The sequence below is a fragment of the Mycobacterium sp. MOTT36Y genome (genome assembly GCF_000262165.1).
Lineage (GTDB): Bacteria > Actinomycetota > Actinomycetes > Mycobacteriales > Mycobacteriaceae > Mycobacterium > Mycobacterium intracellulare.
The window spans coordinates 2,393,273-2,414,241 of the sequence record NC_017904.1; the positions used below are offsets into that span (position 1 = coordinate 2,393,273).

Sequence of the window (20,969 nt, forward strand, 5' to 3'; positions counted from 1 at the left end):
CTATGTGACCCCCAACGACGAACACGAAGGTCGAGGTGATGTCATCCGACAAAACCGTCGCGACGGACTCGCACGAGCACGCGAGAACCGCATCGCATACCGTCGAAACCGCGACGGTGCAGACCATAGAGAAAACCAATGAGCACGACCCGCCGTGGCTGGGTATTTACAACCGCGAACGGCTCATTAACTCAAACACACCTCACTGCGCCACGAAACCCACACCTCAGTCCATCGGCTCAACGCCGACTTCCGTGCCTACATCGACATCTTGGAACGACGACCCTCGCCCATACGTCTGGACCAAGGCCACCGACCAAATCTTGACCAGCATCGGCAACTACTGGACCAAAATTAATGACCCAGGACACTAATGCGCTTGCTTTTCTTCCGCAGGCTGCTCCGGATGCCGAGGCGACGCCGCCCCCCCGCCTTGACGACAAGTGCTAGTGCGGCCGCGCCCGGCACAAGGTAACGGCGCCACCCTAGCGCCTCCACGATCATTGCTACCGAGGCCGTACCCAAGACAAGTACTACAACGCCCGAACGGCGAATAGAGTCTAATCCCATGGCCAACAACTATAGCGTTCGTCGCGACCGTCTGGAAAGCAGGCCATGGGGGGACTGTGGATCTCACGGTGTTTTCGGCCTGACACGCTGAAGAATCACGCGATGACCTTCAATCATTCGGCCACACCTTGTCAGCGGCACGTGAAAACTGACCCCGCCGTGATCATGGCTTGGGCGACGACATCAGCGCTGCGGCCCTGAGGTAGATGCAGCAGCTGCACAAACCCGGTGCTGCGTTCAACGAGGGTGCCGATCTGGGAGGCCTGATTTTTGCCGATGATCAGATCGCCTTCCCAGTGCCCGGGCACGGCGCGGTCCGCGGCTTCGGCGGGCCGCTCGCTGATGTTGACCATGCCCGGGATATGGCGGTGCTCGGTGTTGGTGCGCCGGCCCGTGGGTTTGCGCAACGCCCGCCCGATGCGCAAGCACGTGGCCAGTTCCCGACGTAGTTCACCACGTCCTTGTACGTAAACCGCCTTGTAGATGGTCTCGTGGGACACCTGCATCTCCGGGCGGTCGGGATAGGTTTTGGCCAACGCCCCCGCGATCTGCTCGGGGCTGTACTTCTTGACCAACAACGCTTCCACTTCGGCGCGAAGCCTGTTGCAGCGCTTCAGCTTGCCCGTCTTGGGTCGACGAGCCCGCTCCTCGCTGCGGGCCAGGGCGATGCTGGCCCGATAACCCGACTTGGCGTCCCACCCGCCGCGATTGCCGCCAAACCGGTGCAGGGCTCGATAGCGGCCCATAGCTCCATGACATCGGCCATTGCCGTCAATCTCGCGCATGATCGTCGAGGGTGAGCGCCCTAACCGCCGAGCGATGGACCGAATCGACTCCCCTTGAGCAGTGCCAATCATGATCTCCTCGCGCTCGGCCATCGACAATCGTGGCCGAACCTGCCCCTTGGGACTGCTGAACCGCGGGTTCACCCCACCGAATCTGCGGAACCACATTTCGAAGTCTGAATGTTGCGAAGCATTCAGGCGAACGAAGGGACCGGGGGCCGTGTCTGACGGTACGACATTGTTGTTCGGGTTGCCCGGTGTGCGGGTCGAGCGTGTCGAGCGTTCAACTGACGGGATGCGTGTGGTGCATGTGGCGACTGCCGAGGAGGAGGGGGCGGCGTGTCCGTCGTGTGGGGTGTTCTCCACCTCGCTCAAGGGCCGGGTGACGACGTCGCCGCGGGACATCCCGTACGGCAAGGGTCGAATCATGATGCGGTGGCACAAGACCCGCTGGCGATGCCGGGAGGACTACTGCGAGCGCGGCTCGTTCACCGAGGCGATCGCGCAGATCCCGGCGCGGGCGCGGACCACCCGGCGGTTGCGCACCCAGATCGGCGCGGCGATCGGGGAGGCCGCCCGGTCGGTGACCGAGGTCGCGATCGCGCACGGCGTGTGGTGGCCGACCGCGCACCGCGCCTTCTCGCCCACGCCGAGGAGCTACTGGGCGAGCCGAAACCCACCCGGGTGCTGGGCATCGACGAGACCCGCCGCGGTAAGCCCCGCTGGGAGCACTGCACCGAGACCGGCCGCTGGGTGCGGGTCGACCCCTGGGACACCGGCTTCGTCGACCTGGCCGGCTCCCAGGGCCTGCTCGGGCAGCGCGAGGGCCGCACCGGTGCCACGGTGATCGCGTGGCTGTCCGAGCGCAGCGTGCCTTTCCGCGAGGGCATCGAGTACGTGGCGATCGACCCAGCCGCCGCCTACGCCTCCGCGGCCCGCACGCCGGGGCTGTTGCCCAACGCCACCCTGGTGGTCGACCACTTCCACCTGGTGAAATTGGCCAACGACGCACTGACCAAGGTCCGCCGCCGCATCACCTGGGACCTGCGCGAGCGCCGCGGCCGCAAGATCGACCCGGAGTGGGCGAACCGGCGCCGCCTGCTACGTGGTCGGGAACGCTTGTCGAAGAAGAGCTTTGCGAAGATGTGGAACCAGATCCAGGCCGAGGACACGAGCGCGCAGATCCTGACCGCCTGGATCGCCAAGGAAGAATTGCGGACCCTGCTGGCAACCGTTCGTCTCGGCGGCGACCCCCACCTGACCCGGCACCGACTGCACCGATTCCTCACCTGATGCGTCGACTCCCAGATCCCCGAACTGCTCACCCTCGCCGTCACCGTCGACGACTGGTGGCCCGAGATTAACGCGTTCGTGCAGACCGGCATCACCAACGCCCGCACCGAGGGCTACAACCGCTGGCCAAACAGGTCAAGCGTGTCAGCTGCGGATTCCGGAATCGAGAGCACTCGGCCCGCCGGATACGATTCCACTGCACCCGCAAACAGCGGGCCGCAACCCAGACTCCATGCTGATTGCCCGGTCAAAATCGAAGAGCCCGCAAAGGGTTCCTGCAGGGCTTACAACGCGCATGTCGCGGTTGACCGGCGATCAACTCATCGTTGCGGTGCACGTTGGCCAGTCGACCAACGACCAGGCTTGCTTTCTGCCGATGATGCGCGCCGCGCAGGACGCTGCCGCGAGCATGCACACCACCAGCGGCAACAGTGATCACGTGATCGGCACCGTGCTGGCCGGCGCCGGATACAACAGCGACGCGAATCTGGCTGCGCCGGGCCCCGATCGGCTCATCGCGCTGGGCAAAGAACGCGACCAGGCCCGCGCCGCGACCGAGACGCCCACCAAAGGGCCGCCACCCGTGGATGCAACCCCGCGCGAGGCGAACCGGCACCGACTGCGCACCCCGGAAGGCCGAAAGTTGTACAAGCGGCGCGGCGCGACCGTCGAGCCCGGCATCGGCAACCTCAAAAAGATCATCGATCGGTTCTCCCGCCGCGGCCTGACCAACGCAACCAGCGAACTGCACCTGGCCGCCACCGCGTTCAACCTCATGAAGATCCACCGTGCGGCCCCGGCAGCCTGACCAGCCCCAAGCCGCAGCCCCCGAGAATTGACATCGCGCCACGGCAACTCCAGCCCCTACGACACGCGATTCTGCGACAGGCTCCATAATCGAAGAGCCTTCATATAGGCGAAATGGGCGCTGATCTCCCCGGTGGTCACCCCACGCGCATACAGCGACAGCACCACCTCATCGACATCGGTCAGGCGGCGTTGGCGCTTCTTGACGATCTGGGGCTCAAAGCTGCCGACACGATCGCGCGGTACGTCAATCGCGACGGCACTACACGCGCATCAGTAAGCACCGTTTTGGAGCGAACTCCGTTGCGGGAATTGCCACTTCCACGGCCCTCAGGAGCATGCCTGTCATAGCCCGGGTGCTCGCAGAGTTCCTTATCGAGGACGGTTTCGATCACCGTCTTGGTGATCGCTTGAGCAGCCCGTCCGGGCCGGTCAGCGCCACCCCAGCATCGCGGGCCTGGTGCGCCAACTCGCGGGCGACTTCCAACTCGTCGACGTCACGACATTCAGGGATCTCGATCACCGCCGTAGCGGCCTGTTCCTCAGCATTCTGCGATGGCGTCACAGCCACGACAGTCTCCGTCATCAAGCGACCTTTCCGCCCCCGACACACCGGGGGCCGTCAGGCCGCTTACACCGTTATTGCGACACTTCCCGCGGGTCACCCGGCGGCCGCCGCGTTGAGCAGATGGGCGGAGAGATCGGCGGGATGTCTGCTCGGTGGCCGAGTCGCCGAAGCTTACGGAATTGTCATGCCACCGCCCGGGCATCGCGCTTCCGACGCCCGCGTCTCCCCAGCGAGCGAGCGGGACATTGGATTTTTAGCGCTTCACGTCTACGTCTACATCCGATACTATCGGTACCAGAAACCGTGTGTTCGAGGAAGGGGTATCTTGTTGTGACGAGCGACCACATAGTTCAAGGGGCAGTGACCACTGCGAGTGCGGTGAGTGAAGGGTCTCGGTATCCGAGGACGCGGCGGATACGTTTCCCGTTTGGGGAGGGCAGCAAGTATTTCTTCGATGACGACATTGCATTCAGCCACCTCTGGGCGAACTTGTCGGGGTCGTTCCCGCCGGGGGAGGAGTTGTTCATTCGGTCGGTGCGCCGGTTTGCCGATGAGATCAGCGATCCTGTGTTGAAGAAGCGGGTGGCCGGGTTTATCGGTCAGGAATCGGTGCATGGCCAGCAGCATCGGGCGCTCAATGACAAGCTCGTTGACATGGGGTATCCGATTGCGTGGTGGGATTCAGAAAAGTTTGTTGATTGGGTGAAACGCATCGAGGAGGTGCTGCCCGCCCGGATACCGCTGGCGGTGACAGCAGCCGCAGAACACTTCACCGCCGTACTTGCTGAGCGGCTGCTCGGCGATGAAGACTTCCGGGCGATCCCCGGCGATGCGGAGGTGTGGAACCTCCTGAAGTGGCATGCGCTGGAGGAACTTGAGCACAAGTCGGTTGCCTTTGATGTATTCCGCTCGGTGGGGGGCACCGAGCGGGTGCGTCGACGTGTGATGGCGGTAATGATCCCCCTTCTGCTCCTCCTCATCAGTGGCACGCTGGCGTATTCAGTGGCGCGGGATCCCGAAGCGTGCCGTCAGCCAGTGCGACTGGTGCGTGAGACCTATCGGCTCTACCGCGGTCCTATATTTCGGGGTTTGATCCCAGAGCTCAGGCAATACCTGCGACGGGGATTTCATCCCGACGACATCGATACCAACGCGTTGCTGGAGCAATGGCAAGAGGAACTCTTCGGCACTGAGGGCGCCCTGGTCGGCTACCTGAAGTGACCGAATTTCACCGATACTGTCGCCAAGATAAGGAGCAAGAAGTCTTATGTCCGAATCCTTTGACGTTGTGGTTGTGGGTGCGGGTATTTCCGGTATCAGTGCTGCGTGGCATCTGCAGGAACGCTGTCCCAACAAGAGTTATGTAGTTCTAGAGCGCAGAGCTGATCTGGGCGGTACATGGGACCTGTTCAAGTATCCGGGCATCCGATCGGACTCCGACATGTGCACCTTCGGGTTCCGCTTCAAGCCGTGGCACTCGCCGCGCTTTACCGTTGATGGAGCCACGATCAAGGATTATCTCTGGGAAGCTGCTGCCGAGAGCGGCATCGACAGCCACATCCGGTTTGGTAGCCAGGTATTGTCTGCGGACTGGTCGGACGCCGACAGGCGCTGGACAATCAGGGTGGCTGGGGACAGCGAAAAGACGACTGAGATCACGGCCGCGTTCCTGTTTGCGTGCACCGGCTACTACGACTACGACCAGGGGTATCGTCCAGAATTCCGGGGCGAGAAGGATTTCGAAGGAATTATTATTCACCCGCAGAACTGGCCCGAAGACCTCGATTATGCGGGTAAGAACATCATCGTGATCGGCAGCGGTGCTACCGCAGTGACCCTTATTCCGTCCCTCGTGGATTCAGGCGCTGGCCAGGTAACGATGCTGCAGCGTTCGCCGACTTACATTGGATCGCTGCCAAACATCGACCCCATCGCCGTGCAGCTCATCAAGTGGTTACCGACCAGGAGCGCGGACTTCGTCAACCGCTGGAAGAACATCCTGTTAGCTGTGGCGCAGTACAGACTAGCACGTCGCTTTCCCCGTTCTATGCGAAAAGCGCTGATCGCTTGGGCTAAGCACCAGCTGCCCGCAGGCTATGACGTGCATAAGCATTTCGGGCCGAAGTACAATCCGTGGGATGAACGGATATGCCTGGCCCCTAACGGCGACCTGTTTAAGGCCATTCGGGACGAGAAGGCCGATGTAGTCACTGATACTATCGACCACATCACCAAGACCGGGATCAAGCTTTCATCGGGTCAGGAGTTGACGGCCGACATCATTGTCGCCGCAACCGGTTTGAACATGCGGTTATTCGGCGGCGCCGAGATTACCCATAACGGCCAGGTCGTCGATGTCGCCAAGTCGATGACCTATAAGGCCATGATGCTATCCGACGTTCCGAGCATGGCGTTTACTATCGGTTACATCAACGCGTCCTGGACACTGAAAGCAGACCTGGTGTCTGAATACGTCTGTCGCTTACTGAACTACATGGATGCGCACGGCTACGACACCGTCGTAGCTCCCCGCCCTGGCGAGGATGTCGAGGAACTGCCGTTCACGGATTTCGCGCCCGGCTACTTCCAACGCGCGATGGATCAACTGCCTAAGTCTGGATCCCGCGGTCCTTGGAAAGCAAAGCAGAATTACCTCTTCGATGTCCGTCAAATACGCCGCGGCAAGATCGATGACGGTCTGCGCTTCACGGCCAAAGTATCCCGGCCGGCAACTCTGCCGGCCTCGACATCACACCCAAGCACTTCCGAAACGGCTTCTGGCTCAAACCGAGGCAACGGTGAGCACCGCACAAATCCGCTCATCGCCGGATAATCCAACGCGCAAGCCAACTCTCTCACGGTGTCGGCTCCGGGGGAGTGTCGCAATAACGGTGTAAGTGGTCTGCCGGCCCCCTTGAACGCCCGCTACCGCCGCGCCGTGCGGAGGTCGCGTCCGAAACTTGGTGTAAAAGCACGGGCCGGTTTGCGGCTTCGTCGTCAGCATACGGGCGGGGGAACTCGGGCGGCAGTCGCACCACCGGGCGGCTGGCCCCTGATGGGGTCATGGGTAGCGAGGAGCGGGTCCCGCTCCGGATGCTTTGGCGGGCCCGGGCCGACCACTGTAAGGCCGAGAGATGTTCAGCCGTAGAGGGTTTGGGCGGCTTCGGTCAGTGCGTTAAACGCGGCGTCGAGGCGGTCTTGGCGGCGCGGGTTGGGTTCGTGGTTGGCTTCGGCGGCCACGAATCCGATCAGCTCCTCGAGGTCGTCTGCACTGGTCAGCAAGGCGGCGCCGTCGGGGTGGGCGCGGATGCCAAACACCAGTCGCTCACAGTCGGGGTCGAGCAACACCAGGTCGCGTAATAGGGCGGCGGTCTTGTCGCTGACGATGACCTCGTCGACGTCGCCGGCAAGGCTGAGCCGGCGGCGGCGCAGGTCGTATGGGGAGTCTGCCCAGTTGCTGATCACCCCCTCGTCGTCGCAGACGCTGCACCACCATCGGATGGGCGCGGACGCCTCGGCCGCCACGATGGCGATGGTCATCCGGCCGGGGCAGCGCTTGTGGGCCGGTCGGCGCCGACACGGCAACGCCGACACCCACGGATCACCGACCTCGCCGGCGGTGCCTGCCCGGACAATGTCGCCCAAGTGCTGCGCGAGGCGCCGCGCGGGACCCGAAGCGTCGTGCGGCATGTCGAGGAAGTGAGCCAGATCAGCGACCGACACGTCGCCAAACTGTACCGGCGCCAAGCCACGGCGTTCTTGCGTCCCGAGCGTCGGTGGCTTTGCCTACGATCATGACTCGTGATGCTGCGATGCACTGCCAAGGTGTTGGCGCTGCTGGGGGTTTCTGAGCCGGCCATCGGCCAAGCCTGCGCGACCGACTGGTATGCCCACCTGGTCTGGATCGACCGACGCAAATGCCTGCTGGTGACCCACGCCGGCACCTTGTTCTCGGTGTTCATGCCGAATGTCACCGCCGCCGGGCTGCGCCCGATCGGCCCGCCCGTCGTGGCGGCGATCCGGGCCGCGCTGCAAGCCGAACACCTGCCCGTCGATACGCTCGGCGAACTCGATGCCTGGCAGGTGGCCGTGGCCAAGACCGCCGACCGCCGCATCCTGGGCACCATCAACGATCTAGCGTTCACCATCGAACACGTCATCGCCACCACTGGCGGATTGGCCCGCTGCGACATCAATGCACTGCACCACGATCTGCACCGCACCATCAACAGCATCACCGGCTACATCCCACCGATCGACCTGGTCACCACCAGCCGTCAAGGTCAGCGGTGACAACTGTCCTCCTGCCTGAGGACGTAGCGGCGTGGCGACCCGAGGTCGCTACGCGGTGGCTGAGATGGGATCGGTTTGGTCGGTGTCGCCACTCGTGGCGGAGGGCGGCGGCCGCAGTTCACGGGGTGGTCAAGCAGTGATCGGCGTAGGTCTTGCAGCAATCGGGTGCCCACCGGTGTCATGCTCAGGCCGCGCCAACCGGCCGAGGCGCGATCCAGTACGGCCCACACCAGGCTGATGGCGCTGGTCTCGCCGGGGAATCGGCCAATGACCTTGGTCCGTCGCTTGGTCTCCCCAGAGGAGCGCTCAATAAGATTCGAATGTCGAACGCGCCCATGGTGTTCGACCGGGAACCGCAGATAGGCCGTCAGCCCTGCTTTGTCGGTAAGCAGGATCCGCATAGCCGCCGGGTAGAGGTCGGCGTATTTGGCGGCGAACGCCTCGATCCGCTTGTCGACGATCTCAACGAGCCGAGGCCCCGGTTCAACCGTCAGATCGGTGGTGTCGAAAATTGCCCAGTAGCCGTCGCGGACCTCGGCTTGCACCCCGGTGGGAATCTTGGCGAGCACGTTTCGGAGTCGATGAATAAGACATCTCTGGCGCAACGCTTCTGGGTAGATGTGTTCGATGGCCGCGATCAAGCCCTTGGCGCCGTCAGAGACGACCAGCAGCGGAGTGCCAAGGCCGCGCTCGCGCAGATCGGTCAGGAAATCGGCCCACGCATCGGTCGACTCGCCGGTCCCAGGTGACAACCCGACGAACACGGGCTTGCCCTCGGTGGTGATGCCCCAGGCGGCCAAAACCGGCTCGGCCGGCGATCCAGGATGCATCCGAAAGAACGAGGCGTCCAAAAACAGATAGTCCAGCACGATCTCATCGAGTCGCCGGCGCGCCCACGCCTGATACTCGGCTCGGATCGCCTTACAGACTTCCGAGACCGTCGACTTGGAGATCGCGGCCTGATCGCCGAGCGCTTCGGCAAGGGTGGCCCGAGGTGCCCATCCGACCGCGGAGCTGGAGGTTCGTTCGGCGCCGCATCCACGCCCGGGCCCCCGCAACGAGGCGGTGTCGTCTGGGTCGCGCCCCGGCCGCTCGGAGAGCTCGGGACCGTTTTCACCGGTTGCAGTTCGCCAAGCCACAGCGCGCCGGCCTCCTTTCTGAGTTCATTGCGATCCCGAGATGAGGCCGATGCACGTGGCAGTCAGCAAGCGGGCGAGGGCGGATGCGAAGTCCAGATTCCACTCGGGGGGAACCACTTCCGGCTCCTCGGCATAGGCATCGGTGAGGCGCTCTGGCCGGTTGGCGACCTACCACAGCGTGGCCGCCGCGAGTGCGCAGCCAACAGCATATCCAGTGATCCCGAACGGCCGAGCGCAGGCAACGAGCTCCCGATTGCGTCGGCGGGAGATAGCGTCGCGGCGGTGCTGATACGCTTGACCTCGATCACCCGTTCCGCGTCCACCCCTGCTGCGACCGGCGTCTTTGTCCGCGCCGCACTTGAAGCCCTGCGCTACTGGCCGCTCTAATGTTCCACGACCTGCGCGATGGGCGAATTATGCGCTGTTCTTTTCCGGCACGGTGGTGAAATGACAGATAAACGCCGCCACCTCCTCAACCGCGCGAAGCGCATCTGGGTTGACGTCGAAACTCAGCTGGAACATGTGCATCGCCTTGTGCCACTGCTGCACCCACACCAGTACGCCGTGAGCCCGCAGCCGCTCGGTTAGTGTGAGGGTGTCATTGAGCAGCATCTCGTGGGTGCCAACCTGGAGCAAAAATGGGCCAAGGCCATGCAGATCGGCCTCCGACGGCATCACTGGCGCAGCCCGAGTGCCGTTGGCAGTGCCGAATACGTCATAGAGGAACTTCACCGTCATGAACGGAAACATCACGTCGCGATGCTCTTTTAGGGCCCGGAACTTCAACCCCATATCCGACGACGTCAGCGGTGACATCAACGCCTGACCCGCAGGCACTGGCAGCCCGCTGTCGCGGGCGGCCAGTGCGGTACCGGCAGCCAGCATGCCACCGGCCGAATCTCCTGCTAGCACAATGTGATCCGCTGAAAAGCCGAGCGACATAACGTAGCGATAGGCGTCGAGCCCGTCGGACACGGCATCCTCAAGGCGGGCCAGCGGGGCCAGCCGGTAACCGACATTCAACACGCGCGCGCCGGTCTCCTGCGAGAGCTTACCGACAAACCGCCGGTGCGAATTGAGACCCAAAGTCACCAGCGCCGAGCCGTGGAAGTAGACGATAACCCGGTTCGAGTGGCGGGCCGTCGGGAATACCACCCACTCGGCCGGACACTGCGGCAACGCGACGGGGGTCACCTGAGTTCCCGCCGGTGGCGGCACTACGCGCAGCGGTTTGTCGATGACGTCAAGGCGTGCACGCTGCAACAGGTGAGGACTGAAACGGTTGATGACTATGCCGATGACGGTCAAGGTAGCGAGCACTGGGCGCACGAAGATAGCCGTCAATAACGCCAGTAGGCGCGACTGCCAGCAGATGGAGCCGAAGTGGGCGCTCGCGGGCCGATCCCGCCAATCAGACGAATTCACGGGGCCAAAGGTATCAGGTACCACACGTATTAGATACTATCTGTTTGGGATCAAACAGCGTCCGCAGGGTACTAAACTAAGCCTCGATCCACGGATCAATTGAGTCCAGTGGGGGTGTCGAAACGATGAAAGTGCCCTCTGAGCTGGGATGATTGTTGTTCCTTACGCATCAATCGGTCCCAGTTCAGAAAGGCACTGCCGGTGCAAGTGTCGCACCGCTTCACCCCGGAGTCGGCGGTGTTCGACGATGACAACCTCGTGTCGTGTGCTGGGCTGGTGCCCGTGATGACGCTGGCTGCCCAGACCGGCCTGGTCGAAATGCTGGCTGAGAAGGTGCACATCGCCGAGACGAGGATCAAGTCGGGAGCGGCCAATCCGGCACCGAAGTTGGGCCACGCTGATCGCGGGGATGTGCGCCGGCGCGGACAGCATCGACGATGCTGACGTCGTGCGTAGCGGTGGTATGAAGACGATGTTCGGTGGTGTCGTTCTCGCCCGCGATCAGCAGGGACGCTTTGACCAAGATCGGGCGGGAGGTGCGGTCCTGGCGACTGCACCGCCGCCTCGGTCACTCCTTTGGTGATCTCGCACGGTGGATCAACCCCATCGTGCGGGGCTGGATGCAGTATTACGGGGCCTTTATGAGGTCGGCGCTGTATCCTCTTCTGACGCGCATCAACGCCTACCTGATGCGTTGGGTCCGCAAGAAATACCGCCGGTTCAAGGGACGACGCGATGTCCACCAAGCATGGCAGCGGGTCGCCGAGGCGTACCCGCGGTACTTTGCGCACTGGGCCTGGACCACCGCCGTGCCTGCCGTCTGGTGATCAAGATGACAGGAGCCGTATCACATACGCCTTGGCGAACTTCGCGGTGATCTCGGTACGAGACGACATCGACAGCCCACTTCCATGCCTGGCGAGGATCACCGTTTGGCGGGCATTTCTACGTGATGCATCAAGTCAAGATGCCCAATCTGAGGCTTGCGCGCCCTGTCGTCTTGGAGTAGCGTCACGCCCGACACCCTATACCGTCGGTATCTGAAACTGGATGTTCGGGAAAGGACAGCCTGTGTCATGATCGACGGACACAGGATAGATAAGGGTGCAGTGACCACTGCGAGTGCGGTGAGTGAAGGGTCTCGGTATCCGAGGACGCGGCGGATACGTTTCCCGTTTGGGGAGGGCAGCAAGTATTTCTTCGATGACGACATTGCATTCAGCCACCTCTGGGCGAACTTGTCGGGGTCGTTCCCGCCGGGGGAGGAGTTGTTCATTCGGTCGGTGCGCCGGTTTGCCGATGAGATCAGCGATCCTGTGTTGAAGAAGCGGGTGGCCGGGTTTATCGGTCAGGAATCGGTGCATGGCCAGCAGCATCGGGCGCTCAATGACAAGCTCGTTGACATGGGGTATCCGATTGCGTGGTGGGATTCAGAAAAGTTTGTTGATTGGGTGAAACGCATCGAGGAGGTGCTGCCCGCCCGGATACCGCTGGCGGTGACAGCAGCCGCAGAACACTTCACCGTGCGTTCGCGACCCCGTGGATGACTCGATGACGACGGCCAGAGTAATTCTCGTCGAAGGCGTCCGGGATAAGACCTTGTCCAGCGCTGGGAGCTGTTGGCGTGTTTTCGCAGATGCAATTTCAGTTCGACAAAAGGCCGTGCTGAGACGCCATTCCAATGGTTTGAGTTCATCGCCCGAGGTGCGGTTTTTGATGCAGATGTCGATCCTGCCAACCATTGCAGCTTCTTTGTCCCCGGCGGTGCTGAGCGTCTTCACGCTCAACGTGTTGTCGTGCAGGGTCGGCACGACGGCTATCTCTGGCGCGAGCGCTGGGTTGGGCGCTACCACCCAGCTTGGTCTGCTGGTCGCGGTTTCGGCGGTCGCGCTGTACGTTGATCGGCTGTTGCAGCGCGACGCAGGTGGTCCTGTTGTCGAGGGGCATCGGTGACGGCATCCAACGGTTTGTCGGTATACCTTCGTGAACAACTGCGGAAACCGCTGGGGCAGGTGGCCGGCTTCACTCAGATGTGTGTGCTAACCGGTAAGGCGCTCGCGCGTCCGTTCCAATGGCGCGAGTTCATCCTACAGGGCTGGTTTCTACTCGGTGTGTCGTTCCTGCCGACCGTTATGGTCGCAATTCCGCTCACCGTGTTAATCATCTTTACGCTGAATATCTTATTGGCCGAATTTGGGGCCGCTGACGTCTCCGGTGCCGGGGCTGCGCTCGGCGCCGTCACTCAATTGGGCCCCCTTGTGACGGTGCTCGTGGTCGCTGGCGCAGGTTCTACTGCCATTTGTGCGGATTTGGGCGCTAGGACTATTCGCGAGGAGATCGATGCGATGGAGGTGTTGGGCATCGACCCGATTCATCGACTGGTAGTCCCCAGGGTAGTTGCATCGACCATTGTAGCCCTGGTGCTCAATGGCGCGGTGATCGGTATCGGGCTGGTAGGCGGGTTCTTATTCGGTGTGTATATCCAGAATGTTTCGGCCGGCGCATATGTTTCGACTCTAACCCTGATTACCGGATTGCCCGAGGTGCTGATCTCGATTGTGAAAGCCACCGTATTCGGGCTTATTGCGGGGCTGGTGGGTTGCTACCGCGGGTTGACAGCCAGCGGGGGAGCCAAAGGAGTCGGCACAGCAGTCAACGAAACATTGGTTCTTGCGGTGGTCGCATTATTTGCGGTCAACGTGGTGCTGACTACCATCGGTGTGCGGTTCGGAACGGGGCGTTGAGATTGGCTTTCTCGACAGTCGTGCGTTCACGTTACCCACGCACTTGGAGGCTAGGCGCCGGATGGGTCGGCGCTCCTGGCCGTGCGCTCGACGCCTCTGGTGACGTCGCGCTGTTCGTCAGCGAAGTGCTCCGTTACCTCGGGTTCACCCTAAAGAATTACCGAAAGGAAGTCCTGCGCCTGATCGCCGAGATCGGCATGGGCACCGGCGCAATGGCCGCTATCGGCGGCACGGTGGCGATCATCGGCTTTGTGACGCTATCGGCCGGTTCCCTGATTGCGATTCAGGGGTTCGCTTCGCTCGGCAATATCGGCGTCGAGGCTTTCACCGGTTTCTTCGCTGCGCTAGCGAATGTGCGTGTGGTCGCGCCCATCGTAACTGGCACCGCTTTAGCTGCAACCGTGGGGGCCGGTGCTACAGCGCAATTGGGTGCCATGCGGATCAGCGAGGAGATTGATGCGCTCGAAGTAATGGGAATCAAATCAATTTCGTATTTGATATCTGCCCGAGTTATTGGTGCCTTCATCGTCACTATCCCACTGTATTCGGTCGCGGTCCTCCTCTCGTTCTTTTCCGCCCAGCTGGTTACAACCTTGTTTTATTCACAATCAATCGGAACGTATGACCATTACTTCAACACGTTTCTGAGGGTTAATGACTTCTGGTACTCTCTTGCGGAGACGGTCGCCATTTCGGCAGTCGTGATGTTAAACCACTGCTACTACGGATACAACGCCAGCGGTGGTCCGGCTGGAGTCGGCGTGGCCGTCGGCCGATCGATGCGCGCATCGCTAATCGCCATCGTAATGGTCGTGCTAATGGCTTCGCTAGTCATTTACGGTGTCAACCCCAACTTCAATCTCACGGTGTAAATGATTATGGCAAACTCAAGCAAGCGGCGGCTACGGCGACTTATTTCGGTACGAAAGTTTGCGGGGCTGGCGTTGTGGCTCATTACCGCGGTCGTGCTGATCGTCGTCTGGGTGCAGTTCCGGGGTGGCTTCACGCCCAAGATAATTTTAACAGCATTGGCTAGCCGGTCGGGTTTGGTCTTGGATCGGGGGGCGAAAGTCACCTACAATGGGGTGGAGATTGGCCGGGTGGGCCGCATCAGCGAGGTGGAGCGTGACGGACAGCCGGCGGCCAAGCTTTTACTGGAAATTGCGCCAAAATACGCCGGGCTGATCGCGCTAAACGTAAATGCCGAAATTACAGCAACCACGGTGTTTGGCAACAAGTACGTGTCGTTGAGTTCGCCCAAACAACCTGCGGCCCGGAGGGTTACACCGGCTGACGTAATTGTGGTGAACTCGGAGACAACGGAGTTTAACACGTTGTTCGAGACGGTCATGCAGATTTCAGAGAAGGTGGATCCGGTCAAGGTGAACTTGACGCTTTCGGCGGTGGCTGCAGCGTTAAATGGGCAAGGCGATAAATTTGGGGCCTCGATCATCAATGGAAACACCATACTCGATGACATCAACCCGCAGATGCCTCAGATCCGCCATGATATTCAACGGTTGGCGGATTTAGCCGATATCTACGGGAATGCCTCGCCGGATCTTTGGAATGCCCTCGATCACGCAGTGACCACGGCGCGCACCTTCAACCAGCAAAAGAAGGATCTGGACGCCGTACTCCTGGCCGCGATAGGGGTTGGAAACACCGGTGCCGACATCATTGACCAGAGCAAATCGGACCTGCAACGTGCGGTCACCGACCTGGTTCCGGTGACCCAAATGCTTGACACCTACAGCCCGGAGTTTTACTGCCTTTTTCACCATGGCGCTAATGTGCTACCGAAGGTGACGGACGGGGAGAGTGGCAACGGTTACGCGGTAAGGGTAACAGGCACGATCTTGGGAGGAACAAATGCGTACGTGTATCCTGACAACCTGCCGCGAGTGAATGCTCACGGCGGACCGGGCGGGAAACCGGGATGCTGGAAGACCATTACCCGGGATCTCTGGCCTTCTCCGTACTTGGTAACGGATACAGGTTCCAGCCTCGCGCCATACACCCATTTTGGGATTCCACAACCGCAGGCCAGTGAATACGTGTGGGGCCGCCAGTGGGGGGAGAACACGATCAACCCATGAAAACGATCACCGCTACGACAGTGAAGTTTAGTACTGCCGTGTTAGCTTTAATTGCCGTGACGGTCATCATTGTCGTGGTGTTCGCGCAGTTGCGCTTCAACAAGACCTCCAGCTACACGGCTGAATTCAGTACTGCGAGTGGCTTGCGCGCTGGCCAGTTTGTCCGTGCCTTCGGGGTGGAGGTCGGCAAAGTAAGCAGAGTACGGATCTCGGGGGGTGGTCATCGGGTGCGTGTGGACTTCGAAGTAGACCGTTCGCTGCCGCTCTATCAGTCGACGACCGCATCGATTCGCTATGCCGACCTACTCGGGCAGCGCTACGTAGAACTTAAGCGCGGCGACGGTGAAGGGATGGATCGGGTGTTGCCGCCGGGTGGATTTATCCCGCTGTCGCGTACGGAGCCAGCCCTGGATTTAGATGCGCTGATCGGTGGTTTCAAGCCGGTATTTCGCGCGCTCGATCCCGACAAAGTCAATACGATTGCGACCGCGATCGTCACTGTCTTTCAGGGCGAAGGTGGCACAATCAACGATATCTTGGACCAGACGGCGCAACTAACCGCGCAGATCGCTGGACGTGACCAGGCAATCGGCGAAGTCATCTCAAACCTTAACGTCGTGCTAGAGACCACGGTTAAGCATCGCAAGGAATTCGACCAAACGATCGATAACGTCGATAAGTTGATCACCGGGTTGAGCAATCAAGCCGATCCGGTCGCGGCCAGTGTCGCGCACATCGCTAATGTGGCCGGCACGCTGGCGGATCTGTTGTCGGACAATCGGCCGCTGCTTCAGAAGGCCGTTGGCTATGTGCAGAATACCCTTCAACCGGTAATTGACCGGCTCGACTACGTCGACGGAGTGTTACGGGACGCCCCACAAGCGGCGAAGAAAGTCGCGGGTATCGGGGGGCTTTATGGCGACTTCTTCAATTTCTACGCGTGCGACGTCACGCTGAAGGTTGATGGCCTGCAGCCTGGCGGGCCCGTCCGTACGGTGAAGCTTTGGAGTCAACCGACGGGGAGGTGCACTCCGAAGTGAGAACCCTTCAAGCGATCAATCCGTATCGTATGGGGACGATGGGGATCATCGTTGCAGCGATGGTTACCGGAGTGGGCCAAAGTTTCACCAGCGTTCCGATGTTGTTTGCCCAGGCAACCTATTACGGAGAGTTCAAAGACACAGGCGGGCTGAACAAGGGCGATAAAGTTCGCATCGCCGGGGTGAATGTCGGCGAAGTGCAGGGGTTTACGATCAATGGCAACCATGTAGTCATGAAGTTCTCCATTGGATCCAATATAATCGGATCAAAAAGCCGTCTTGCGATCCGTACCGATACCATCCTGGGTAAGAAAGTGCTCGAGATCGATCCTCAAGGCTCCCGAGTGCTCCAACCAAACGCGACACTCCCGCTTGGGCAAACCACTAGCCCGTATCAGATCTACGACGCGTTCTTCGATGTCACGAAGGCGGCTACCGGCTGGGACATCAACACAGTCAAACGCTCCCTGGATGTGTTGTCGCAGACGGTTGAGCAGACCTCCCCACATCTGAGTGCAGCACTGGATGGTGTGGCCAAGTTCTCCGACACGCTCGGGAAACGCGACGAACAAATCCAACGACTGCTTGCTGACGCTAGGAAGGTGGCAAGCATACTCGGTGATCGCAGCAAGCAAATCGATCGAATTTTGGTTAACACGCAGATCATTCTGGCGGCGTTCAACGAGCGCAAGAGTGCCATCGACGGCTTGCTGGGCAATATCGCCACCGTTTCCGCCCAGTTGAAGGGTTTGATCGATGACAACCCGAATCTGCATAAAGTTGTCGAGCAATTGCGGACGATTAGCGATCTGCTACTCAAACACAAAAAAGATCTCGTCGAGTGGGCACCTAACGTAAGTTATTATGCGTCGGCTTTGGCGGAGTCGGTAGCGTCGGGCCCCTACTTTAAGGTGGCTCTGCTTAACCTTGCACCTTTTTGGATGACTCAGCCTTGGGTCGATGCGGCGTTCAAGAAACGTGGGATCGACCCTGAACAATTCTGGCGCAGTGCTGGCCTGCCCGCCTACCAGTTCCCCGATCCTAATGGCACCCGGTTTCCCAACGGCGCACCACCGCCAGCACCGCCGGTAAGTGAGGGCACCCCGGACCACCCAGGACCGGCGGTTCCCCCAGGCTCGTCGTGCGCTTACACCCCCGCAGAGGACGGTTTGCCGCGGCCATGGAACCCGCTTCCCTGCATGGGTATGGGCGCCGGCCCTTTCGGTGGTCCGTCGACGATCGCGCCGTTTGACGTCCAAACGTCACCGCCTGACCCCAACGGGCTGCCACCAACACCCGGTATTCCGATTGCTGGACGACCTGGCGGCCCCCCGCCGAATGTGTTAGGCACTCCGGTGCCGCTTCCCGTAAAGGCTCCGCCAGGCGCGCGTACCGAGAACCTGGCGCCAGCCGGCCCGACATCACCGCCGTCGACCTTCGCGCCAGGACTCGCCCCGGGACAACCATCCCCGCCGGGCCCGGGCCCGCAGCTGCCGGGCCCATTCATCACCCCGGGCGGAACAGGAGGCAGCGGCGCTGCGACGGGAGGCAGCCAGAATTGAGTACTGTTTTCGATATACGCAAAATTCAACTGCCGAAATTTTCGCGAACCGCAATCATCGTTGGGACCTTGGTGATACTACTGGCGTCTATTGCCGCGCTGGCTGCTCCGGATTTCTACCAAAAAATGACCAATAACACGGTGATTGCGTATTTCCCGGAGGCAAACGCGCTGTATATCGGGGACAAAGTCCAGATAATGGGTGTGCGGGTGGGCGCGATCGACAAGATCGAGCCGTCGGGTGACAAGATGAAAGTGACCTTCCACTACGAGAAAAAATACAAAGTGCCCGCTGACGCCTCTGCGGTGATCCTCAATCCCTCGCTGGTCGCCTCGCGCACCATCCAGCTCGAACCGCCCTACGAAGGCGGCCCGTCACTAGGAAATCACGCGGTGATCCCCATCGAGCGAACACAGGTGCCGGTGGAATGGGACCAGTTGCGCAATGGTATCACCGACATTATCTCCAAGCTGGGACCTACGCCCGGGCAGCCCAAGGGGCCTTTCGGCGAAATCATCGAGTCTTTCGCGGACGGCCTGGCCGGCAAAGGCAAACAGATCAACAGCACTTTGACCGGGCTGTCGCAAGCGTTGACCGCGTTAAATGATGGACGGGCTGATTTCTTCGCTGTGCTGCGCAGTATGGCCTTATTCGTCAACGCGCTATATAAAGATGATCAGAATTTCGTCGCTTTAAATAAGGACCTCGCCTTATTTACCAGTTCACTCACCAGCTCAGATCCCGGGCTTGCGAAGGCGCTGCAGCAGGTAGATGATATGCTCCCCGCATTGCGAAAGCTTCTGACGGACAATCGTGATGGGCTCACCCACGACGTCAGCACCCTTGCCGATGTGACCACCGCGCTGGTTCAACCCGAGCCGCTTAATGCGCTTGAAACGGCGCTGCATGTCTTCCCCCATTTCGTCGCCAACGCCCTCGCAATCTATGAGCCAGCGCACGGCGCGCTGACAGGCGAAATAGCCTTGCCAAACTTCGCCAACCCATTGCAGTTCATTTGTAGCGCGATGCAGGCCGGCAGCCGTATGGGATATCAAGACTCCGCCGAACTGTGCGCACAATATTTGACGCCGGTTTTGGATGCGATCAAGTTCAATGGCCCCCCGGCTGGCATCAACCTGTACCAAACTCCTGCTGTACTGCCCAAACATGTCGCCTATTCCGAGCCACGGTTACAGCCTCCGCCGGGGTTCAAGGACACCACGGTCCCCGGGATTTGGGCGCCGGACTCGCCGTTGTCACACGGTAACCACGAGCCCGGCTGGGTCGTAGCGCCCGGTGAGCAAGGCCTCACAGTGGGACCGGCTACCGAAAGCTTGCTTACACCGGACTCGCTGGCTGAGCTGATGGGGGGCCCGGACATGACACCACCGCCATCAAGGTTTCAGACGCCGCCGGGACCGCCCAACGCCTATTCCAATATGGGTCCACCGCCGCCGGGCCCGCCACCCGCCGCTGACGCAGCATCAGTCGCGACAGGATCCGGCCAGTGAGCATGCGGGCGGGGATGTCACGGTTCGTGGCGCTATTTGCGGCCGCTACAGTACTTACCTCGTGTGCTAGCTGGCGAGGTATCGCTAATGTGCCACTGCCTGGTGGCCCGGGCAGCGAATCCGGCTCTTATACGATTTATGTGCAGATGCCGGAAACGCTGGCTTTGAATGCCAATAGTCGGGTACGTGTCGCCGACGTTTTTGTCGGCAGGGTACGCGCAATCGGCCTAAAAAACTGGATCGCGACGTTGACTTTGGATCTAGAAAAGGGCGTCAGGCTGCCGAAGAACGCCACCGCGAAGATCGGGCAGACCAGCCTGCTCGGCTCACAGCATGTGGAGCTGGCGTCGCCGGCCAACCCATCACCGCAACTATTGAAGAACGGCGACATCATCCCGCTGCAGAATGCGTCTGCCTATCCCACCACCGAGCGGGTCCTGGCCAGTTTTGCCGCGGTGCTGCGCGGTGGTGGCATACCTAACGTCGAAGTGATCGCAAGTGAAGTCCGTAACATGCTGACCGGGCGGGCCGATCAGATACATGATTTCCTCGGGAAACTCGACACCTTCACCGCCCGGCTTAACGAGCAACGTGATGACATCACTCGCGCTATCGACTCCACAGACCGGCTGTTGACTTATGTAGCCAAGCAATCAGACACCTTGGACCACGTTCTCACCGAGTTTCCTCCATTGGCAAAGCATTTCGCTGAACAACGACAGCCGTTCCTCGATGCGACCAATGCGTTGGGGCGGTTTAGCGACGTCCTCAATCAGACTTTGACGGTGGCGCGTCCCGGCTTGGATAAAGACGTACGCCAACTGCAGCGTCCCCTGAAACAACTCAGCCGGGCTTCGATGGATCTGGTCGAGACGCTAAAGATTGCCTTGACCCTCCCCTTCAGCGCCGACGCCATCCCGAAGGTGGTACACGGCGACTCAATGAATGTTTCGATAACCTTGGACCTCACTTTGAGCGCAATCGATAATGCGCTCCTCACCGGCACCGGGTTCTCCGGTGCACTGCGTGCGCTTGAGCAATCGTGGGGCCGCGATCCGAACACTATGCTCCCCGATGTCAGGTTCGCACCCAATCCCGCCGACGAACCCCCCGAGCGTGACGAGGAGTAGGCG

The 20,969-nt window shown here is 60.8% G+C and carries 19 protein-coding genes and 6 pseudogenes; 18 read left to right on the forward strand and 7 right to left on the reverse strand.

What is annotated here, in order from left to right:
* Positions 1–205: 205 nt before the first annotated feature.
* Positions 206–374 (forward strand): annotated as a pseudogene (locus W7S_RS27515) (IS630 family transposase); the annotation flags it as partial.
* A 327-nt stretch (positions 375–701) separates the two neighbouring features.
* Here W7S_RS27515 and W7S_RS11095 read toward each other — a convergent pair.
* Entirely contained in the window at positions 702–1,448 is a 747-nt protein-coding gene (locus W7S_RS11095) for an IS30 family transposase (protein ID WP_232518860.1), read from the reverse strand.
* Positions 1,449–1,650: 202 nt separating this feature from the next.
* Between W7S_RS11095 and W7S_RS27520 the strand changes: the two are divergent.
* A pseudogene (locus tag W7S_RS27520) lies at positions 1,651–1,761 on the forward strand (hypothetical protein); the annotation flags it as partial.
* A 62-nt stretch (positions 1,762–1,823) separates the two neighbouring features.
* Here W7S_RS27520 and W7S_RS27525 read toward each other — a convergent pair.
* On the reverse strand, positions 1,824–2,003 hold the full coding sequence (locus W7S_RS27525; RefSeq protein ID WP_036455211.1) for a hypothetical protein: 180 nt from the start codon (positions 2,001–2,003) through the stop codon (positions 1,824–1,826).
* Between W7S_RS27525 and W7S_RS27360 the strand changes: the two genes are divergently transcribed.
* Together W7S_RS27360 and W7S_RS26165 are read left to right on the forward strand one after the other, a co-directional pair.
* Positions 1,971–2,648 (forward strand): transposase, encoded by a 678-nt coding sequence (locus W7S_RS27360; RefSeq protein ID WP_145958867.1) that lies wholly within the window; start codon positions 1,971–1,973, stop codon positions 2,646–2,648. The genes W7S_RS27525 and W7S_RS27360 overlap by 33 nt on opposite strands.
* 295 nt (positions 2,649–2,943) lie before the next feature.
* Positions 2,944–3,456 (forward strand): transposase, encoded by a 513-nt coding sequence (locus tag W7S_RS26165; protein WP_014711482.1) that lies wholly within the window; start codon positions 2,944–2,946, stop codon positions 3,454–3,456.
* A 107-nt stretch (positions 3,457–3,563) separates the two neighbouring features.
* Here the strand turns inward: W7S_RS26165 and W7S_RS26880 are convergent.
* A pseudogene (locus W7S_RS26880) lies at positions 3,564–4,041 on the reverse strand (transposase); the annotation flags it as partial.
* A 342-nt stretch (positions 4,042–4,383) separates the two neighbouring features.
* On the opposite strand from W7S_RS26880, the gene W7S_RS11120 reads away from it, so the two are divergent.
* Together W7S_RS11120 and W7S_RS11125 are read left to right on the forward strand one after the other, a co-directional pair.
* A complete protein-coding gene (locus W7S_RS11120) occupies positions 4,384–5,244 on the forward strand; it encodes a metal-dependent hydrolase (protein WP_074329594.1) in 861 nt (286 codons plus the stop codon).
* Positions 5,245–5,290: 46 nt separating this feature from the next.
* Complete coding sequence (locus tag W7S_RS11125; protein WP_014711485.1) at positions 5,291–6,856, forward strand: NAD(P)/FAD-dependent oxidoreductase; 1,566 nt, start codon at positions 5,291–5,293, stop codon at positions 6,854–6,856.
* A 305-nt stretch (positions 6,857–7,161) separates the two neighbouring features.
* On the opposite strand, the gene W7S_RS27840 is transcribed toward W7S_RS11125, so the two are convergent.
* Positions 7,162–7,410 (reverse strand): hypothetical protein, encoded by a 249-nt coding sequence (locus tag W7S_RS27840; protein WP_308193009.1) that lies wholly within the window; start codon positions 7,408–7,410, stop codon positions 7,162–7,164.
* A 417-nt stretch (positions 7,411–7,827) separates the two neighbouring features.
* Here W7S_RS27840 and W7S_RS11135 point away from each other — a divergent pair, with 417 nt between their 5' ends.
* Positions 7,828–8,316, forward strand: coding sequence for a hypothetical protein (locus tag W7S_RS11135; protein ID WP_014711487.1), 489 nt, complete (start codon positions 7,828–7,830; stop codon positions 8,314–8,316).
* Here the strand turns inward: W7S_RS11135 and W7S_RS11140 are convergent.
* The 3 genes and pseudogenes from W7S_RS11140 to W7S_RS11145 all read right to left on the reverse strand — a co-directional run bounded on the left by W7S_RS11140 (position 8,307) and on the right by W7S_RS11145 (position 10,880).
* Positions 8,307–9,455 (reverse strand): IS256 family transposase, encoded by a 1,149-nt coding sequence (locus W7S_RS11140; protein ID WP_014711488.1) that lies wholly within the window; start codon positions 9,453–9,455, stop codon positions 8,307–8,309. The two genes, W7S_RS11135 and W7S_RS11140, sit on opposite strands and share 10 nt — an antisense overlap.
* A 24-nt stretch (positions 9,456–9,479) precedes the next feature.
* Positions 9,480–9,778, reverse strand: a pseudogene (locus W7S_RS27530) (TetR/AcrR family transcriptional regulator); the annotation flags it as partial.
* 91 nt (positions 9,779–9,869) lie between these two features.
* Positions 9,870–10,880, reverse strand: a complete 1,011-nt coding sequence (locus W7S_RS11145) for an alpha/beta hydrolase (protein ID WP_014711489.1) — start codon at positions 10,878–10,880, stop codon at positions 9,870–9,872.
* A gap of 201 nt (positions 10,881–11,081) precedes the next feature.
* Here W7S_RS11145 and W7S_RS11150 point away from each other — a divergent pair.
* From W7S_RS11150 to W7S_RS11200, 11 genes and pseudogenes are all read left to right on the forward strand, one after another.
* A pseudogene (locus W7S_RS11150) lies at positions 11,082–11,367 on the forward strand (IS1380 family transposase); the annotation flags it as partial.
* Positions 11,363–11,707 (forward strand): group II intron maturase-specific domain-containing protein, encoded by a 345-nt coding sequence (locus W7S_RS11155; protein WP_050989380.1) that lies wholly within the window; start codon positions 11,363–11,365, stop codon positions 11,705–11,707. The pseudogene W7S_RS11150 and the gene W7S_RS11155, both read left to right, overlap by 5 nt.
* Before the next feature lie 249 nt (positions 11,708–11,956).
* A pseudogene (locus tag W7S_RS11160) lies at positions 11,957–12,403 on the forward strand (metal-dependent hydrolase); the annotation flags it as partial.
* A 28-nt stretch (positions 12,404–12,431) separates the two neighbouring features.
* Positions 12,432–12,833, forward strand: a complete 402-nt coding sequence (locus W7S_RS26885) for a hypothetical protein (RefSeq protein ID WP_131820920.1) — start codon at positions 12,432–12,434, stop codon at positions 12,831–12,833.
* A 77-nt stretch (positions 12,834–12,910) separates the two neighbouring features.
* Positions 12,911–13,624 carry an ABC transporter permease gene (locus tag W7S_RS11170; protein WP_074363642.1) on the forward strand — a complete coding sequence of 238 codons (714 nt, stop codon included), beginning with the start codon at positions 12,911–12,913 and terminating at the stop codon, positions 13,622–13,624.
* A 2-nt stretch (positions 13,625–13,626) separates the two neighbouring features.
* Complete coding sequence (locus W7S_RS11175; protein WP_036455216.1) at positions 13,627–14,496, forward strand: ABC transporter permease; 870 nt, start codon at positions 13,627–13,629, stop codon at positions 14,494–14,496.
* A gap of 6 nt (positions 14,497–14,502) precedes the next feature.
* The gene (locus W7S_RS11180; protein ID WP_036455630.1) at positions 14,503–15,723 is read left to right on the forward strand and encodes an MCE family protein; all 1,221 of its coding nucleotides are present in this window, start codon (positions 14,503–14,505) and stop codon (positions 15,721–15,723) included.
* Positions 15,720–16,763, forward strand: coding sequence for an MCE family protein (locus tag W7S_RS11185; RefSeq protein WP_014711497.1), 1,044 nt, complete (start codon positions 15,720–15,722; stop codon positions 16,761–16,763). Before W7S_RS11180 ends, W7S_RS11185 begins: the two co-directional genes overlap by 4 nt.
* On the forward strand, positions 16,760–18,325 hold the full coding sequence (locus tag W7S_RS26180; RefSeq protein WP_081490094.1) for an MCE family protein: 1,566 nt from the start codon (positions 16,760–16,762) through the stop codon (positions 18,323–18,325). The genes W7S_RS11185 and W7S_RS26180 overlap by 4 nt, the downstream gene beginning before the upstream one ends.
* Positions 18,322–19,836 (forward strand): virulence factor Mce family protein, encoded by a 1,515-nt coding sequence (locus tag W7S_RS11195; protein ID WP_020822379.1) that lies wholly within the window; start codon positions 18,322–18,324, stop codon positions 19,834–19,836. Before W7S_RS26180 ends, W7S_RS11195 begins: the two co-directional genes overlap by 4 nt.
* A gap of 2 nt (positions 19,837–19,838) precedes the next feature.
* Positions 19,839–20,966, forward strand: a complete 1,128-nt coding sequence (locus W7S_RS11200; RefSeq protein WP_036455218.1) for a virulence factor Mce family protein — start codon at positions 19,839–19,841, stop codon at positions 20,964–20,966.
* Positions 20,967–20,969: the final 3 nt, after the last annotated feature.

Excerpts from the sequence above, each read along its gene's own strand:
- W7S_RS11095 (WP_232518860.1), bottom strand. The coding sequence starts at position 1,448 with ATGGCCGAGCGCGAGGAGATCATGATTGGCACTGCTCAAGGGGAGTCG.
- W7S_RS26165 (WP_014711482.1), top strand. The coding sequence starts at position 2,944 with ATGTCGCGGTTGACCGGCGATCAACTCATCGTTGCGGTGCACGTTGGC.
- W7S_RS11125 (WP_014711485.1), top strand. The coding sequence starts at position 5,291 with ATGTCCGAATCCTTTGACGTTGTGGTTGTGGGTGCGGGTATTTCCGGT.
- W7S_RS11135 (WP_014711487.1), top strand. The coding sequence starts at position 7,828 with ATGCTGCGATGCACTGCCAAGGTGTTGGCGCTGCTGGGGGTTTCTGAG.
- W7S_RS26885 (WP_131820920.1), top strand. The coding sequence starts at position 12,432 with ATGACGACGGCCAGAGTAATTCTCGTCGAAGGCGTCCGGGATAAGACC.
- W7S_RS11170 (WP_074363642.1), top strand. The coding sequence starts at position 12,911 with ATGTGTGTGCTAACCGGTAAGGCGCTCGCGCGTCCGTTCCAATGGCGC.
- W7S_RS11180 (WP_036455630.1), top strand. The coding sequence starts at position 14,503 with ATGGCAAACTCAAGCAAGCGGCGGCTACGGCGACTTATTTCGGTACGA.
- W7S_RS11185 (WP_014711497.1), top strand. The coding sequence starts at position 15,720 with ATGAAAACGATCACCGCTACGACAGTGAAGTTTAGTACTGCCGTGTTA.
- W7S_RS11200 (WP_036455218.1), top strand. The coding sequence starts at position 19,839 with ATGCGGGCGGGGATGTCACGGTTCGTGGCGCTATTTGCGGCCGCTACA.